The 16212-nt window shown below is 68.8% G+C and carries 14 protein-coding genes; 10 read left to right on the top strand and 4 right to left on the bottom strand.

The annotated features are described in order from the left end of the window. The first annotated feature begins 49 nt into the window (after positions 1-49). The 4 genes from HWX25_RS06635 (at position 50) to HWX25_RS06620 (ending at position 4497) form a co-directional block, all read left to right on the top strand. Positions 50-718, top strand: coding sequence for a TetR/AcrR family transcriptional regulator (locus HWX25_RS06635; protein WP_175907794.1), 669 nt, complete (start codon positions 50-52; stop codon positions 716-718). A 277-nt stretch (positions 719-995) separates the two neighbouring features. After that, entirely contained in the window at positions 996-2150 is a 1155-nt protein-coding gene (locus tag HWX25_RS06630) for a pyridoxal phosphate-dependent aminotransferase (RefSeq protein WP_175907793.1), read from the top strand. Positions 2151-2264: 114 nt separating this feature from the next. After that, a complete protein-coding gene (locus HWX25_RS06625) occupies positions 2265-3053 on the top strand; it encodes an ABC transporter substrate-binding protein (protein WP_059531182.1) in 789 nt (262 codons plus the stop codon). A 13-nt stretch (positions 3054-3066) separates the two neighbouring features. After that, a complete protein-coding gene (locus HWX25_RS06620; RefSeq protein WP_175907792.1) occupies positions 3067-4497 on the top strand; it encodes an FAD-binding oxidoreductase in 1431 nt (476 codons plus the stop codon). Positions 4498-4521: 24 nt separating this feature from the next. Here the strand turns inward: HWX25_RS06620 and HWX25_RS06615 are convergent, their stop codons facing one another. Both HWX25_RS06615 and cadR read right to left on the bottom strand, forming a co-directional pair. Continuing rightward, entirely contained in the window at positions 4522-5094 is a 573-nt protein-coding gene (locus HWX25_RS06615) for a PadR family transcriptional regulator (protein WP_059531176.1), read from the bottom strand. A gap of 68 nt (positions 5095-5162) precedes the next feature. After that, positions 5163-5594, bottom strand: coding sequence for a Cd(II)/Pb(II)-responsive transcriptional regulator (cadR, locus tag HWX25_RS06610; protein ID WP_175907790.1), 432 nt, complete (start codon positions 5592-5594; stop codon positions 5163-5165). 81 nt (positions 5595-5675) lie between these two features. On the opposite strand from cadR, the gene HWX25_RS06605 reads away from it, so the two are divergent. After that, positions 5676-8228 (top strand): heavy metal translocating P-type ATPase, encoded by a 2553-nt coding sequence (locus HWX25_RS06605; protein ID WP_175907788.1) that lies wholly within the window; start codon positions 5676-5678, stop codon positions 8226-8228. A 10-nt stretch (positions 8229-8238) separates the two neighbouring features. Next, the gene (locus HWX25_RS06600; RefSeq protein WP_175907786.1) at positions 8239-8619 is read left to right on the top strand and encodes a zinc ribbon domain-containing protein; all 381 of its coding nucleotides are present in this window, start codon (positions 8239-8241) and stop codon (positions 8617-8619) included. 90 nt (positions 8620-8709) lie between these two features. Here HWX25_RS06600 and HWX25_RS06595 read toward each other — a convergent pair whose 3' ends face one another. Continuing rightward, positions 8710-9588 carry an AraC family transcriptional regulator gene (locus tag HWX25_RS06595; protein ID WP_175907785.1) on the bottom strand — a complete coding sequence of 293 codons (879 nt, stop codon included), beginning with the start codon at positions 9586-9588 and terminating at the stop codon, positions 8710-8712. 276 nt (positions 9589-9864) lie between these two features. Between HWX25_RS06595 and HWX25_RS06590 the strand changes: the two genes are divergently transcribed. The 4 genes from HWX25_RS06590 (at position 9865) to eutC (ending at position 15236) form a co-directional block, all read left to right on the top strand. Then, positions 9865-11337 (top strand): mechanosensitive ion channel, encoded by a 1473-nt coding sequence (locus tag HWX25_RS06590; RefSeq protein ID WP_059531158.1) that lies wholly within the window; start codon positions 9865-9867, stop codon positions 11335-11337. A 194-nt stretch (positions 11338-11531) separates the two neighbouring features. Further along, positions 11532-12944: an ethanolamine permease gene (eat, locus tag HWX25_RS06585; RefSeq protein ID WP_059816432.1), complete on the top strand. Its 1413-nt coding sequence runs from the start codon at positions 11532-11534 to the stop codon at positions 12942-12944. A gap of 106 nt (positions 12945-13050) precedes the next feature. Further along, positions 13051-14448: an ethanolamine ammonia-lyase subunit EutB gene (locus HWX25_RS06580; RefSeq protein ID WP_059816435.1), complete on the top strand. Its 1398-nt coding sequence runs from the start codon at positions 13051-13053 to the stop codon at positions 14446-14448. Beyond that, a complete protein-coding gene (gene eutC / locus HWX25_RS06575) occupies positions 14445-15236 on the top strand; it encodes an ethanolamine ammonia-lyase subunit EutC (protein ID WP_059531149.1) in 792 nt (263 codons plus the stop codon). The genes HWX25_RS06580 and eutC overlap by 4 nt, the downstream gene beginning before the upstream one ends. A gap of 13 nt (positions 15237-15249) precedes the next feature. Here the strand turns inward: eutC and HWX25_RS06570 are convergent, their stop codons facing one another. Beyond that, positions 15250-16134: a LysR family transcriptional regulator gene (locus HWX25_RS06570; RefSeq protein ID WP_175907783.1), complete on the bottom strand. Its 885-nt coding sequence runs from the start codon at positions 16132-16134 to the stop codon at positions 15250-15252. Positions 16135-16212: the final 78 nt, after the last annotated feature.

Here is a 16212-nt window from a genome sequence, read left to right as displayed (position 1 = left end):
CGCGGTCTGCCGGTCAAACGCGTTTCCGCTGAATTTCAGAGTAGCAAATATGCCGCCGCGACATGTTCAGGTTCCGGCGCCGCCCGGCCAGCCGGCGGCGCAACCCGCGCCCGCGTTGCGCCGCCGGCCGCGCCAGTCGCGTGCGCAGGCCACGTCCGAGGCGCTTCAGCAGGCCTTCGTTCAGCTTTTGCTCGAGCGCGGTTACGCGAAGGCGACGATCCGCGAAATCGCGGCCGTCGCGGGCGTGAGCGTCGGCACCTTCTACGAATACTTCGGCGACAAGCAGAGCCTCGCCGCGCTGTGCATCCACCGGCGCGTGCTGGCGCTGGCCGACCGGCTGCGCGAAGCGGCGCACGGGCTGCGCGGCGTGCCGCGCGCCGCGCTCGCGGCCGCGCTCGTCGATCTGCAGGTCGATGCGATCGCCGCCGACGCCGCGCCGTGGAGCGCGTTCTTCGCGCTGGAGCGGCAGGTGTCGCCGCTCGCCGCATACCGCCGCCATTACGACGCGTATGTCGCGCTGTGGCACGACGCGCTTGCGCAGTGCAGCGATCCGCCGCCGGCCGCGCGGCTCGACGGGATCGCGCGGATGGCGCATGCCGTCTGCTACGGCGGCGTGTCGCAGGCGCTGCTCACGCTCGGGCCGGCGCTCGACTTCGCCGCGTTGCGCGGCGAGTTGCAGGCGGTGCTGGGCGCTTATCTGGCGGCCGCGGGCGCGTGACGCGCGGCGCGGCCGTGCGGCCGAGCATCCGTCGCGAGCCCGTCGCGAGCCCGTCGCGAGCGCGACCAGGGCCTAAGGGAAATGCCGGATGCGCATGCATTGCCGACCACACGGCCTTGGCATTGAGCCTTGCGTATGGTCGATCATGAGAAAAATGCATGGCCGCCATGACGAACTTTCGATTGTCCGCCCTTATTGACTCGGGCTAAATCATGCGTCATGAGCCGGGCCGCGCGCGTCGCGCGGGCCGGTGCGAAGGACATCTGAAGGAGGAGTCATGCGAAGCGCCACCACGCCCCGCTCGAAACTGCCGGACGTCGGGACGACGATCTTCACGGTGATCGGCCAGCTCGCCGCGCAGCACGATGCGCTGAACCTGTCGCAGGGCGCACCGAATTTCGCGCCCGATCCGGCACTCGTCGAGGGTGTCGCGCGCGCGATGCGCGACGGCCACAACCAGTACGCGCCGATGGCCGGCGTCGCGTCGCTGCGCGAACGCCTCGCGGAGAAGACGGAGGCGCTGTACGGCACGCGCTACGACCCGGGCACCGAGATCACGGTAATCGCGAGCGCGAGCGAAGGGCTCTACGCGGCGATCAGCGCGCTCGTGCATCCGGGCGACGAAGTGATCTATTTCGAGCCGTCGTTCGACAGCTATGCGCCGATCGTGCGGTTGCAGGGCGCGACGCCGGTCGCGATCAAGCTGTCGCCCGAGCATTTCCGCGTGAACTGGGACGAAGTCGCCGCGGCGATCACGCCGCGCACGCGAATGATCATCGTCAACACGCCGCACAACCCGACCGCAACGGTGTTCTCCGCCGACGATCTCGAACGGCTCGCGCAGCTCACGCGCAATACCGACATCGTGGTCCTGTCGGACGAGGTTTACGAGCACGTGGTGTTCGACGGCGCGCAGCATCAGAGCGTCGCGCGTCACCGTGAGCTCGCCGAGCGCAGCGTGATCGTGTCGTCGTTCGGCAAGACGTTCCACGTGACGGGCTGGCGGGTCGGCCATTGCGTCGCGCCGGCCGAACTGATGGACGAGATCCGCAAGGTGCACCAGTTCATGGTGTTCTCGGCCGATACGCCGATGCAGGTCGCGTTCGCGGAAATCCTCGCGCGGCCGGAAAGCTATCTCGGCCTGTCGGCGTTTTACCAGGCCAAGCGCGACCTGCTCGCGCGCGAGCTGGCCGGTTCGCGCTTCGAGCTGCTGCCGAGCGAAGGCTCGTTCTTCATGCTCGCGCGCTTCCGGCACTTCTCGGACGAACGCGACAGCGACTTCGTGTTGCGCCTGATCCGCGATGCGCGCGTCGCGACGATTCCGCTGTCGGCGTTCTACACCGACGGCACCGACGCGGGCGTGATCCGGCTCAGTTTCTCGAAGGACGACGCGACGCTGATCGAAGGCGCGCGGCGGTTGCGTTCGCTGTAATCGCGGGCGTGGCCCGCACCCCAAGCAGGCGACGTGTACGTCGCACGGAAAGTCACCGCCGGAACCGGCGCACGTGCGACCGCACGGCGCCGGCCGACAAGCCAGGAGATCACGATGAAGCATGCAAATACCCTCAAGCTCGCGTTCGCACTCGCGTGCGCGCTCGGTTCCGGCGCGGCGCTCGCCGACGGGCAGACGCTGCGTTTCGGCCTCGAGGCGCAATACCCGCCGTTCGAGTCGAAGGCGCCGAACGGCGACCTGCAGGGCTTCGACATCGACGTCGGCAACGCCGTCTGCCAGACCGCGAAGCTGTCGTGCAAGTGGGTCGAGACGTCGTTCGACGGGCTGATTCCCGCGCTGAAGGGCCGCAAGTTCGACGCGATCAACTCGGCGATGAACGCGACCGAACAGCGGCGCCAGGCGATCGACTTCACGACGATCATCTACCGTGTGCCGACGCAGCTGATCGCGCGCACCGGCAGCGGCCTGCTGCCGACGCCGGAATCGCTGAAGGGCAAGCGCGTCGGCGTGCTGCAGGCATCGATCCAGGAAACCTACGCGAAGGCGCACTGGGAGCCGGCCGGCGTGTCGATCGTCGCGTATCAGGATCAGAACCAGGTGTATGCGGATCTCGTGGCGGGCCGTCTCGACGCAACGCTGGTGCTCGCGCCGGCCGGCCAGCGCGGCTTCCTGTCGCGCCCGGACGGCAAGGGTTTCGCGTTCGTCGGCCAGCCGGTGCGCGACGACCGGATTCTCGGCAGCGGGATCGCGTTCGGCCTGCGCAAGGGTGACGACGCGCTGAAGGCGAAACTCGATTCCGCGATCGACAAGCTGAAGGCGGACGGCACGGTGAAGTCGCTCGGCCAGAAGTACTTCGGCGATATCGACATCTCCACCAAGTAAGCGGACGCGCACGATGCAGAGCCTGGAGACGGGCGGAGAGCCTGGCGGCGACGGCGCGGCGGCGCCGGCGGACGACACGCTCGAGGCGGCGCTCGTCGCCGCACTGGGCGACACGCTGGTCACGCGGGCGGCCGAGATCGATCCGCGCTACTTCACCGCGTACAACGAGCCGGCCGGTGTGCGGCCGCGCGCGCTGGTGCGGCCGCGCAGCGTCGACGACGTGTCACGCACGCTCGCGCTATGCACGCGGCTCGGGCAGCCGGTGGTGCCGCAGGGCGGCCTCACCGGGCTCGCGCGCGGCGCGGTCGCGCTGGGCGGCGAGATCGTGCTGTCGATGGAGCGTTTCGCGGGCGTCGAGGCAATCGATGCGGCGGCGGGCACGATGACGGTGCGCGCCGGGACGCCGCTGCAGACGGTGCAGGAGGCCGCGGACGCAGCGGGCTTCACCTTCGGCGTCGATCTTGGCGCGCGCGGTTCGTGCCAGATCGGCGGCATGCTCGCGACCAACGCGGGCGGCACGCGCGCGATCCGCTACGGCATGATGCGCGAGCAGGTGCTCGGACTCGAGGCCGTGCTCGCCGACGGCACCGTCGTGTCGTCGATGAATCGGATGCTGAAGAACAACGCGGGCTACGACCTGAAGCAGTTGTTCATCGGCAGCGAAGGCACGCTCGGCGTCGTCACGCGCGCCGTGCTGCGGCTGCATCCGAAGCTCGCCGCGCCGGCCACCGCGCTCTGCCGCGTGCATGGCTACGACGCCGTCGTCGGGTTGTGGAACCGCCTGCGCGCACTGCCCGAGATCGTCAGTTTCGAAGCGATGTGGCCGGCCTTCTACGACTACGTCGCGGGCCACACGCCCGGCGTCGTCGCGCCGTTCGCGGGCGACGGCGGCTTCGCGGTGCTGATCGAATGCGCGACGAGTGCACCGGGCGGCGATGCGCGCCAGGCGCTGGAAACCGGCCTGGCGGATGCGATCGAGGCGGGGCTGGTCGACGATGCGGCACTCGCGACGTCCGAGCGGCAGGCGCGCGACCTGTGGACGTTGCGCGAGGGCCTTGCGATCGATGCGCTGCCGCATCTGGTGAACTTCGACGTGAGCCTGCCGACGGGCGAGCTCGGCCGGTTCGCAGAACGCTGCGAGGCGGCGTTGCGTGCGGTGTGGGCCGACATCGTGTGCCTGTTCTTCGGCCACGTCGGCGACGGCAACGTGCATATCGGCGTATCGCTCGCCGGCATGCGCGATGCGGACGCCGATGCGATCGATCGCTGCGTCTACGCGGTCGTTCGGGACATGGGCGGCTCGGTGTCGGCGGAGCACGGCATCGGCATGCTCAAGCGCGCCTATCTCGCGCACACGCGCAGCGAAGCGGAAATCGGCTTGATGCGGCGCCTGAAGGCCGCGCTCGATCCCGCCGGCGTGCTCAATCCAGGCAAGGTGCTTTGATCGGCGCGAGCCGAGGCGGGCGCGTCAGCCGTCGACCCAGCGCAGCGCGCCGATCTTCAGGTGTTCGACGACGCTGCGCGCCCAGTCGAGCTCCGCGTTGAGCAGCACGAGCGCATGTTCGTTCTGCAACAGGAACAGGCGCGGCACCTGGTCGTTCTGCGCGGCGTTGCGCAGCGACTCGAGACGTTCGCGTTCGGTGTCGAGCGCGGCGATGCGGCGCTCGAGTTGCTGGCGTGCATCGTCGGCGTCGAGCAGCGGCAGGAATGCGAGGCCGGCGCCGAACGCCGGAAACTCGCGCGCGGGCTCCGCGAGCAGCGCATGCAGCCACGCCTGCCCGGCCGTATGCCCGGCTTCGGTCAGCGTGTACAGCGTGCGTTCGGGAAACGCGCCGTCGCGCTCGGTGTCGTGCACGGCGATCAGCCCGTCGCGCAGCAGCCGGTCGATCGTCTGGTAGAGGCTCGTGCGCTGCCGCACGTTGACGACTTCGTCATAGCCGCGCGCCTTCAACTGCTGGAGCATTCCGTATGGATGCATCGGCGTCTCGGTGAGCGTCGCGAGGACCGCGAGCGCGAGCGGAGACGGGCGGCTTGTTGCCATGAATAGTTCGGTTATGTCTAGTGAGAATATAACTAGTATCGACTAGACTATCATATTCCACAAGGGTTTCAGCCGAGGTGTGAGCGCTTCGCGGCCGGCGCGACGGTTTCCATCGTCGTGAGACCGTGAACGATGCCGCAGTCCTCGACCGAATGTTCGCCAACGCACTGGCGGCGCAATTCGGTGAGCTGATCGCGCAGATGCGTCAGTTCGGCGAGGCGCGCGTCGACGTGGCCGATGTGCTCGTCGAGCAGCGCGTTGACCGAATTGCACGGGTCGGCCGGCGTGTCGGTGAGATGCAGCAGCGCGCGGATTTCGTCGTGTGCCATGTCGAGCGCGCGGCAGTTGCGGATGAAGCGCAGCCGCTCGACGTGCACGTCGGTGTAGTTGCGGTAGTTCGAATCGGTGCGCTCGGCGTCCGGCATCAACCCCTCCTTCTCGTAGAAGCGGATCGTTTCGGGCGTGCAGCGGGCCGCCTTGGCCAGTTCGCCGATCTTCATGGCTTTCTCCGTTGTAAGGGTTGACCTTGTAGTGGCTTCAGGGTGTTAACTCTACACCGTCAAGCCATAGAGGAGGTTGTCATGACCGACGCCCAGCGTACCCCCGACCCACGACACCGCCATGCCGGCGGCGCCGATGCGTGCTGCGCCGACGCGCGCGACACGCAGGCGGCGACCGTTGCCGACGCGGCGCCGGCGGCCGGCGAGCACGCGCATGGCGACGCGGCGGCGCACCGCGCGCAGCCGCATGCATGCGGCCACGATCATGCATCCGCGCACGGGACGGCGCACGATCACGACGACCATGCGCACGGCGACGGGCATGAGCACGGAGCGGCGTGCTCGCACGCCCACGCGGCGCATGACCATGTCGGTCACGACCACGACCACGACCACGACCACGACCACGACCACGACCACGCGGCCGGCGCCTGCTGCGCGCCGGCCGCGCTGACGCTCGCGCCGCTGCCGGTCGCGCGGGCGACCGCGACGGGTCACGTCTGCTCCGCGTTCCGGATCATGCAGATGGACTGCCCGACCGAGGAAACGCTGATTCGGAAGAAGCTCGGCGGAATGCAGCAGGTCTCGGCGCTCGAATTCAACCTGATGCAGCGGATGCTGACCGTCGAACACGTGCCCGGTGCGCAGCCGGCGATCGAAAGCGCGATCCGCACGCTCGGGATGACGCCGGAAGCCGCGTCGGCCGACGCACCGGCAGCACCCGTCGCGCCGCCGCCCGCGAAGCCGTGGTGGCCGCTCGCGCTGGCCGGCGTCGCCGCGATCGCGTCCGAGGCCGTGAGCTGGGCCGGTCTGCCGGTGTGGCTGTCGGCGGTGCTGGCGCTCGCGGCGGTGCTCGCGTGCGGGCTGACCACCTACAAGAAAGGCTGGATCGCGATCCGCAACGGCAACCTGAACATCAACGCGCTGATGAGCATCGCGGTGACGGGCGCGATGGCGATCGGCCAGTGGCCGGAAGCCGCGATGGTGATGGTGCTGTTCACGATCGCCGAGCTGATCGAGGCGAAGTCGCTCGATCGCGCGCGCAACGCGATCCAGGGCCTCATGCAGCTCGCGCCCGACACCGCGACCGTGCAGGACGCCGACGGCACGTGGCGCACGATCGAGGCCGCGCAGGTCGCGCTCGGCGCGATCGTGCGCGTGAAGCCGGGCGAGCGGATCGGGCTGGACGGCGAAGTGGTCGCGGGACGCTCGACGGTGAACCAGGCGCCGATCACCGGTGAGAGCCTGCCGGTCGACAAGACGTCCGGCGACGCGGTGTATGCGGGCACGATCAACGAAGCGGGTTCGTTCGACTATCGCGTGACGGCGGTGGCCGCCAACTCGACGCTCGCGCGGATCATCCACGCGGTCGAGGAAGCGCAGGGCGCGAAGGCGCCGACGCAGCGCTTTGTCGACCAGTTCGCGCGCGTCTATACGCCGATCGTGTTCGCGGTCGCGCTGCTGGTCGCGGTGGCGCCGCCGCTCGTCATGGGCGGCGCGTGGCACGACTGGATCTACCGTGCGCTGGTGCTGCTCGTGATCGCGTGCCCGTGCGCGCTGGTGATTTCGACGCCGGTGACGATCGTGTCGGGGCTCGCGGCCGCGGCACGGCGCGGGATTCTCGTGAAGGGCGGCGTATATCTGGAAGAAGGCCGCAAGCTCGCGTGGCTGGCGCTCGACAAGACCGGCACGATCACGCACGGCAAGCCGGTGCAGACCGATTTCGACCCGCATGCGACGGACGTCGACGCGGCGCGCGTGCGTCACCTCGGCGCGAGCCTCGCGGCGCGTTCCGATCACCCCGTGTCGCAGGCGATCGCCGCCGCGGCCCGCGACGCGCAGACGGCAGTGTTCGCCGATGTAGAGGACTTCGAAGCGCTCGTCGGGCGCGGCGTGCGCGGCACGATCGACGGCACGCGCTACTGGCTCGGCAACCACCGCCTCGTCGAGGAGCTCGAACGCTGCTCGCCGGCGCTGGAGGCGAAGCTCGACGCGCTCGAGCGGCAGGGCAAGAGCGTCGTGATGCTGGTCGACGACACGCGCGTGCTCGGCATCTTCGCGGTGGCCGACACGATCAAGGACACCAGCCGCGCGGCGATCGCCGACCTGCACGCGCTCGGCATCCGCACCGCGATGCTGACCGGCGACAACCCGCACACCGCGCAGGCGATTGCGCGGCAGGCCGGCATCGACGATGCGCGCGGCAACCAGTTGCCCGAGGACAAGCTCGCGGCAGTCGAGGAACTGTCGGCGGGCGGTGCGGGCGCGGTCGGGATGGTCGGCGACGGCATCAACGACGCACCGGCGCTCGCGCGCGCCGACATCGGCTTCGCGATGGGCGCGATGGGCACCGACACGGCGATCGAGACGGCCGACGTCGCGCTGATGGACGACGACCTGCGCAAGATCCCCGCGTTCGTGCGGCTGTCGCGCGCGACGCACCGCGTGCTGGTGCAGAACATCGGCTTCGCGCTCGGCGTGAAGATCGTGTTCCTCGGCCTCACGGTAGCGGGGCTCGGCACGATGTGGATGGCCGTGTTCGCCGATGCGGGCGCGAGCCTGATCGTCGTCGGCAACGGGCTGCGGCTGCTGTCGAAGACGGGCGTGTTCGACGGCGCGACCGCGAAGCGATGAGGAGCGGGCGATGAGCTTTCTGAAGCGGATCCTGGGCGGCCACGGAGGTCGCCACAGCGGAGGTGGCCACGGCAGCGGGCATGGAGGCGGCCACGGCAGCGGCGGGCATCACGGCGGGCAGCAACGCGACGGTCACGGCGGCCACGATGCGCGCGGCCGCGACCGGCACGGATGGGGCTGGCAGCCGTCGGCCGACGCGCAGGGCGGCCCGGGCGGCAACGTGCCGCTGCGCCAGCTCGCGTGCGCAGGCTGCGGCGCGATCAACGCCGCGGATGCGCGATTCTGCGCGCAGTGCGGCGTATCGCAGCGCGGCAAGGCGTGCAGCCGATGCCACGCGGCGCTGGCCGCCGACGCGCGCTTCTGCCCTGGTTGCGGGACGCAGGCCGGGTAAGGCGCGATCGCCGGCCGTGTTGCCGGCGTGACGAACGACCCCAAGCCGGCATGGCGCGCGGGCGCGGAGCCCCGCGCCACGAAACACCACTCAACGCAGCGGCAAATGAATCTCGGTGCGCAGGTCGGCCGGCGCCGCATCCATCGGCGTATTCAGATACAGCTCGAACGGCGGCGCGTCGGCGGCTTCACGGCCCGAGTGCCGCAGCCAGTCGCCGTACAGCCACTGGTAGGCCGTCTTCAGGTCCGCATACGGCCCCGTGTGCAGCAACACCGCGTACTCGCCGCCGGCAACTGTGATGCGCTCCACGGGCGGCGTCGGCTCGACGTCGGGCGCGCCGTCGGCCGGCACGAAGCACGCTTTCGCGCGCAACTGCGCCTCGGGCGTCGTATCCGGATCGTCGTAGAAGATCCCGATCATCCTCGCGCCGGGGCCGATCAGCCCGTGCCGCCCGGCCCACGCGCCGATCTGCCCGAACGCGTCGCCGACCTTCAGGTACGCGCCCGTATGCGGCACCGCATAACCGCGCAGTTCCGGCAGCCGCCGGATCTCGACTTCCTGCTTGAACATGTCTTCCTCTCGTCGCTGTAACGGATAAATCGGCCGGTGGACCCCAGCGAGCCGGTGCTGCACGGGCGGCACGCCGTAAGCATCGCGAAATGCGCGGGCGAACGCGTGCGTCGAGCCGTAGCCGGCGCGCCGCGCGATCGCGTCGAGCGGTAGCGCCGTGCACACGAGATCCTCGGACGCGCGCACGATCCGCATCCGCCGCACCGTCAGCACGATCGACTCGCCGTACAGCGCGCGATATACGCGCTGCCAGTGATACGGCGACAGGCACGCGATTTCGGCGAGCCGGTTCAGGTCGAGCGTGTCGTCGAGGTGCGTGAGGATGTAGTCGTGAACGCGCGCGATGTGTGCCGCATAGCGGGCCCACGCGGGCGTTTCGGCTTTCGTGTCGACGGTCATGCGTGCATCCCGGGCAAGAGTCGACGTCACGGTAGCACGCCGCCAATTGATAAATCTTGCGGAGATGCGTAGGGCGAAGAATTCAGGCCCCTTTTTATTTCGGCGAAATTGGGTCTCGTTCCCGTCGATCTATGTCTAAAGTTAAAGACGGTGAAATCGGGTGATCGCGTCATTTTTCTCGGGTAAGTTGCTCGGACGGCAACGCACGGTTTTCGAAGTACGCAGGTAGTTCGTCGATGTTCAATCGCAACGCCACGTTTTTCGGGAGAAGAAGAAATGGATGCTTCCAGCTTCATCACGTCGCTGCAGACCACGCTAGGCGGATACCTGCCCAAGATCGCCGGCGCGATCGGCATCCTGGTGATCGGCTGGCTGATCGCCGTGGCGGTGCGGGCCGGCGCGCTCCGGCTGCTCAACGCGCTGAAGGTCGATCAGCGGATCAACGAAAGCACCGGCCAGGGCGCGTGCGTCGAGCGGATCATCGCCGGCGGGCTGTTCTGGCTCGTGCTGCTCGTCACCGCGGTGGGCATCTTCAACGTGCTCAACCTCTACGCGGTCTCCAATCCGTTCTCGCTGCTCGTCACGCACATCGTCAACTACCTGCCGAACCTGATCGGCGGCGCGGCGCTGACGCTGATCGCGTGGCTGATCGCATCGCTGCTGCGCAGCCTCGCGAACCGCGCGCTGAAGGCGAGCAAGGTCGACGACAAGCTGTCCGAAAGCGCGGGCATGCAGCCGATGAGCGGCTATCTCGGCGACGTGCTGTTCTGGCTCGTGATCCTGATGTTCCTGCCGGCGATTCTCGCGTCGTTCGCGCTGTCCGGCCTGCTGTCGCCGGTGCAGGGGATGGTCGACAAGCTGCTTGCGATCGTGCCGAACCTGTTCGCGGCCGCGGTGATCGGCTTCGTCGGCTGGATCGTCGCGCGCGTGCTGCGCGGTCTCGTGACGAACCTGCTCGTCGCCGCCGGCGCCGATCGCCTCACGCAAGGCCTCGACAGCCCGACGCCGGTGCGCGTGTCGAGCCTGATCGGCACCATCGTCTACGTGTTCGTGTTCGTGCCGACGCTGATCTCCGCGCTCGACGCGCTGAAGATCGACGCGATCTCGATCCCGGCCACCAACATGCTGAACCAGTTCCTCGGCGCGGTGCCGGACATCGTCGCCGCGATCGTGATCGTGCTCGTCACGTTCTACTTCGCGCGCTTCGTCGCGTCGCTCGCGCAGAAGCTGCTGGAGGCCGCCGGCGTCGACGGGCTGCCGGCCGTGCTCGGCGTCGAGCGCGTGTTTTCGGGGATCCTGCAGCCGTCGGTGCTGGTCGCGCGGCTGATCGTGTTCTTCGCGATGCTGTTCGCGTCGGTCGAGGCCGCGAACCGGCTCGGCTTCACGCAGGTGCGCGACGTCGTCACGCTGTTCATCGAATTCGGCGGCCACGTGCTGATGGGCGGTGTGATCCTCGTGATCGGCGTGTGGCTCGCGGGCCTCGCGCGCCGCGTGATCGAGCAGGCCGACCGCGAGCACAGCGTGCTGTTCGCGCGGATCGCGCAATTCGCGATCCTCGGCCTGGTGTTCGCGATGGGGCTGCGCGCGATGGGTATCGCCAACGAGATCGTGCAGCTCGCGTTCGGCCTCGTGCTCGGCGCGATCGCGGTGGCGGTCGCGCTGTCGTTCGGCCTCGGCGGCCGCGAAGCCGCCGGCAAGCTGCTCGACCGCTGGTTCAACCAGCGCGGCGGCGGCCCGTCGGGCCAGTAAGCGTCGGCCGTCCGGCCGCCTCGTGCGGCCGGACGGCCGCGCGCGGGACGACCGCGACGCGCGGCCGGCGTTGCCGTCAGCGAAACGTCAGCCGTCATCTTTGCCGAATTTCGATAACACGTCGTTTAATGACTCTCTAGCATCGATTCTCAGTCGCGCGGGCCTGGCAGGCCGGCGCCTTTCAGGAGAATCCGATGAAAGCAGAGTCGAATGGCCGGCCCGTCGCCGGCGCCAAGTCGTCCGGCCAGCCCGCGCTGCAGCAGACGCTCGGGACCTGGCAACTGTGGGGCATCGCGGTCGGCCTCGTGATTTCAGGCGAATATTTCGGCTGGAGCTACGGCTGGGCGAGTGCGGGCACGCTGGGTTTCGTCGTCACCGCGCTGTTCGTCGCGGCGATGTACACCACCTTCATCTTCAGTTTCACCGAGCTGACGACGTCGATCCCGCACGCGGGCGGCCCGTTCGCGTATGCGCGCCGTGCGTTCGGCCCGGCGGGCGGCTATCTCGCCGGCGCGGCGACGCTCGTCGAATTCGTGTTCGCGCCCCCCGCAATCGCGCTCGCGATCGGCGCGTACCTGCACGTGCAGTTTCCGGGGCTCGAACCGAAACATGCGGCGATGGGCGCGTATCTCGTGTTCATGGCGCTGAACATCGTCGGCGTGCAGATCGCCGCGACGTTCGAGCTGGTCGTCACGCTGTTCGCGATCTTCGAGCTGCTGGTGTTCATGGGCGTCGTGTCGCCGGGCTTCGCGTGGAGCAACTTCATGAAGGGCGGCTGGTCGGGCGCCGATCATTTCAGCGTCGGCGCATTCCACGGCATGTTCGCGGCGATCCCGTTCGCGATCTGGTTCTTCCTCGCGATCGAAGGCGTCGCGATGGCCGCCGAGGAGGCGAAGAACCCGAAGCGCTCGATCCCGATCGCCTACGTGGCCGGCATCCTGACGCTCGTCGCGCTGGCCATCGGCGTGATGGTGTTCGCCGGCGGCGCGGGCGACTGGACCAAGCTCGCGAACATCAACGACCCGCTGCCGCAGGCGATGAAGTACATCGTCGGCGCGAACAGCGGCTGGATGCACATGCTTGTGTGGCTCGGGCTGTTCGGGCTCGTCGCGTCGTTCCACGGGATCATCCTCGGCTATTCGCGCCAGATCTTCGCGCTGGCCCGCGAAGGCTACCTGCCGGAATGGCTCGGCAAGGTGCATCCGCGCTTCAAGACCCCGCATCGCGCGATTCTCGCGGGCGGCGTGGTCGGCATCGCGGCGATCTACAGCGACGAGCTGATCCAGTTCGGCGGCCAGACGCTCACCGCCAACATCGTGACGATGTCGGTGTTCGGTGCGATCGTGATGTATATCGTAAGCATGGCGTCGCTGTTCAAGCTGCGCCGTTCGCAGCCGAACATGGCGCGGCCGTTCCGCGCGCCGCTGTACCCGTTCTTCCCGGCATTCGCGATCGTTGCGGCCCTGATTTGCCTTGCGACGATGGTGTACTTCAACGGGCTGGTGGCGATGGTGTTCGTCGCGTTCCTCGCGCTCGGCTACGCGTACTTCCTTGCGACCCGTTCGCAGCGCGCGAGCGCGCCGGCCGACGTGCTGCTGGAGGAATGACGATGACGAACCCGAATGGCCGCTGGTGACGGCATCCGGCGCGCCCCGTCGAACGGGCGCGCCGTCGGCGTTTCGCAAGGCAAGGACTGGCAAGGAGATTCGAACGATGTCCTACACGGAGACGATCGGCCCGCGTACGTACCGCTTCGCGGACCTGAAGACGCTGCTCGCGAAAGCGAGCCCGCTGCGCTCCGGCGACCAGCTCGCCGGCGTCGCGGCGGCGAGCGAGGAGGAGCGCGTCGCCGCGAAGATCGCGCTCGCGGGCGTGCCGCTGAAGGCGTTCCTGAACGAGGCGGTGATTCCGTACGAACACGACGAGGTCACGCGCCTGATCCTCGACGATCACGACGCGGCCGCGTTCGCGGAAATCTCGCACCTCACCGTCGGCGACTTCCGCAACTGGCTGCTGTCGCCCGCGGCCGACGGCGCCGCGCTCGAACGGATCGCGCCGGGCCTCACGCCCGAGATGGTCGCGGCCGTGTCGAAGCTGATGCGCAACCAGGACCTGATCGCGGCCGCGCGCAAGCGCCGCGTCGTCACGCGCTTTCGCAACACGGTCGGGCTGCCGGGCCGGATGTCGGTGCGGCTGCAGCCGAACCATCCGACCGACGACGTGAAGGGCATCGCCGCGTCGATGCTCGACGGGCTGATGTACGGCTGCGGCGACGCGATGATCGGCATCAACCCGGCGACCGACAGTCTCGCGGCGATCGTGAAGCTGCTCGCGATGATCGACGGGTTCCGCGAGCGCTACGGCGTGCCGACGCAGTCGTGCGTGCTCACCCACGTGACCAACACGATCGCGGCGATCGAGAAGGGTGCGCCGGTCGACCTGGTGTTCCAGTCGATCGCGGGCACCGAGAAGGCGAACGCGAGCTTCGGGATCTCGCTCGCGCTGCTCGGCGAGGCGCACGAGGCTGCGTTGTCGCTCGGGCGCGGCACCGTCGGCAACAACCTGATGTATTTCGAGACGGGCCAGGGCAGCGCGCTGTCGGCGAACGCGCATTTCGGCGTCGACCAGCAGACCTGCGAGGTGCGCGCGTATGCGGTCGCGCGCAAGTTCGATCCGTTCCTCGTGAACACGGTGGTCGGCTTCATCGGGCCGGAATACCTGTACGACGGCAAGCAGATCATTCGGGCGGGGCTCGAGGATCACTTCTGCGGCAAGCTGCTCGGCGTGCCGATGGGCTGCGACATCTGCTACACGAATCACGCGGAAGCCGACCAGGACGACATGGACACGCTGCTGACGCTGCTGGGCGCCGCCGGCATCAACTTCATCATGGGGATTCCGGGCGCGGACGACGTGATGCTGAACTACCAGAGCACGTCGTTTCATGACCAGCTCTACGTGCGCGAGGTGCTCGGCCTGCGCCGCGCGCCCGAGTTCGAGGAATGGCTGGAGACGATGGAGATCGCCGACGCGCACGGCGCGCTGCGCGCCGCGAACGCGCGCGTGCCGCTGCTCGCGGGCGCGAACGACTGGATGGGGATTTCGGCATGAGCGACGCCGTCGAAAAGAATCCGTGGGCGCAGCTGAAGTCGTTCACGAACGCGCGGATCGCGCTCGGCCGCGCGGGCAGCAGCCTGCCGACCGCGCCGCTGCTCGCGTTCAACCTGTCGCACGCGCAGGCGCGCGACGCCGTGCACCAGCCGCTCGACGCGGACGCGCTGCGCCGCGAGATCGACGCGGCCGGCTTCGCGACGCTCGGCGTACAGAGCGCGGCGCCTGATCGCCAGCATTACCTGCGCCGGCCCGATCTCGGCCGCAAGCTGTCCGACGACGGACGCGCGCTGCTGGCCGGCTACGGCGCGGCGCTCGACGATGCGCCGGACGTCGTGTTCGTGGTGGGCGACGGGCTGTCGGCCTTCGCGGCCGCGAAGCAGGCGCTGCCGTTGCTGCAGGCGATGCGGCCGCGGCTCGACGCGGACGGCTGGCGGGTCGGCCCGGTGGTGGTCGCGACGCAGGCGCGCGTCGCGCTCGGCGACGAGATCGGCGAGCTGCTGCGCGCGCAGGTCGTCGCGATGCTGATCGGCGAACGGCCGGGGCTCAGTTCGCCGGACAGCCTCGGCGTGTACCTGACCTGGGCGCCGAAGGTCGGCTGCCACGACGCACTGCGCAACTGCATCTCGAACGTGCGGCCCGAAGGGCTGCCGCATGCCGCCGCCGCGCACAAGCTGCATTACCTGATGACGCATGCGCGCAGGCTCAAGCTGACGGGCGTCGGCCTGAAGGACGACAGCGATGCGTTGTTGCCGCAGGCGGAAGCGGAGCGGATCGGCGCGGTGTGACGGGGTGCCCCGTCTACTTGAACAACCGCTCGCACAGGAAGTCGACGAACACGCGCAGCTTCGGCGACAACTGCCGGCTCGACGGCCACACGATCGAGAACTGCCCCGGCGCGATCCGGTAGTCGTCGAGCACGGTGACGAGCGCACCCGTGTCCAGCGCGTCGCGCGCGAGGAAGTCGGGCATGTAGCCGATGCCGAGCCCCGCCATCACCGCGCCGCGCAGCGCTTCCATGTTGTTGCAGGTCATCGCGGTGCGCAGCTTCAGCGGCGTGCCGTCGTCGGCGGAGAGCGCCCAGTCCTGCAGCTTGCCGGTGGTCGGGAAACAGTAGCGCACGCAATCGTGCGCTTCGAGATCGTGCGGCGCCCGCGGCAGGCCGGCCCGCGCGAGATACGCGGGCGTCGCGCACAGCACGAACGCGAACGGGCCGAGCCGCCGCGACATCAGGCTCGAATCCGACAGCGGGCCGCTGCGGATCACCGCGTCGAAGCCGCCCTCGACGACATCGACCATCCGGTCGTTGAAATCCAGGTCGAGCTCGACGTCCGGGTAGCGCTGCCTGAATTCGGGCAGCACCGTCAGCAGGAACCGGTAGCCGATCACCGGCAGGCTCACGCGCAACTTGCCGCGCGGGCGCTGAGCGGAGGCCGTCACGGTCGCCTCCGCATCACGAAAATCCTCGAGGATCCGCTGGCAGCGTTCGTAGAAATGGCGTCCTTCGTCGGTCAGCGTGACGCGCCGCGTCGTGCGGTTGAACAGGCGCACGCCGAGCGACTGCTCGAGCCGCGCGATCGTCTTGCCGACGGCGGAGGCCGAGATGCCGAGCGCGCGGCCGGCCGCGACGAAGCTGAGTGCTTCGGCGGTGCGGACGAAGGCGGCGATGCCGTTCAGGTTTTCCATCGACGTAGGCGGGCGCGAAGCGGTGAATTGAAGAATTTTAGTCCGCTATATGCGGAGCTTCACATTGTTTTTCGAGGA

Source organism: Burkholderia sp. BCC1640 (assembly GCF_902833125.1).
GTDB classification, from domain to species: Bacteria; Pseudomonadota; Gammaproteobacteria; order Burkholderiales; family Burkholderiaceae; genus Burkholderia; species Burkholderia diffusa.
The sequence above is the reverse complement of the archived record's forward strand: the minus strand, read 5'-3'. Positions and strand labels throughout refer to the sequence as shown.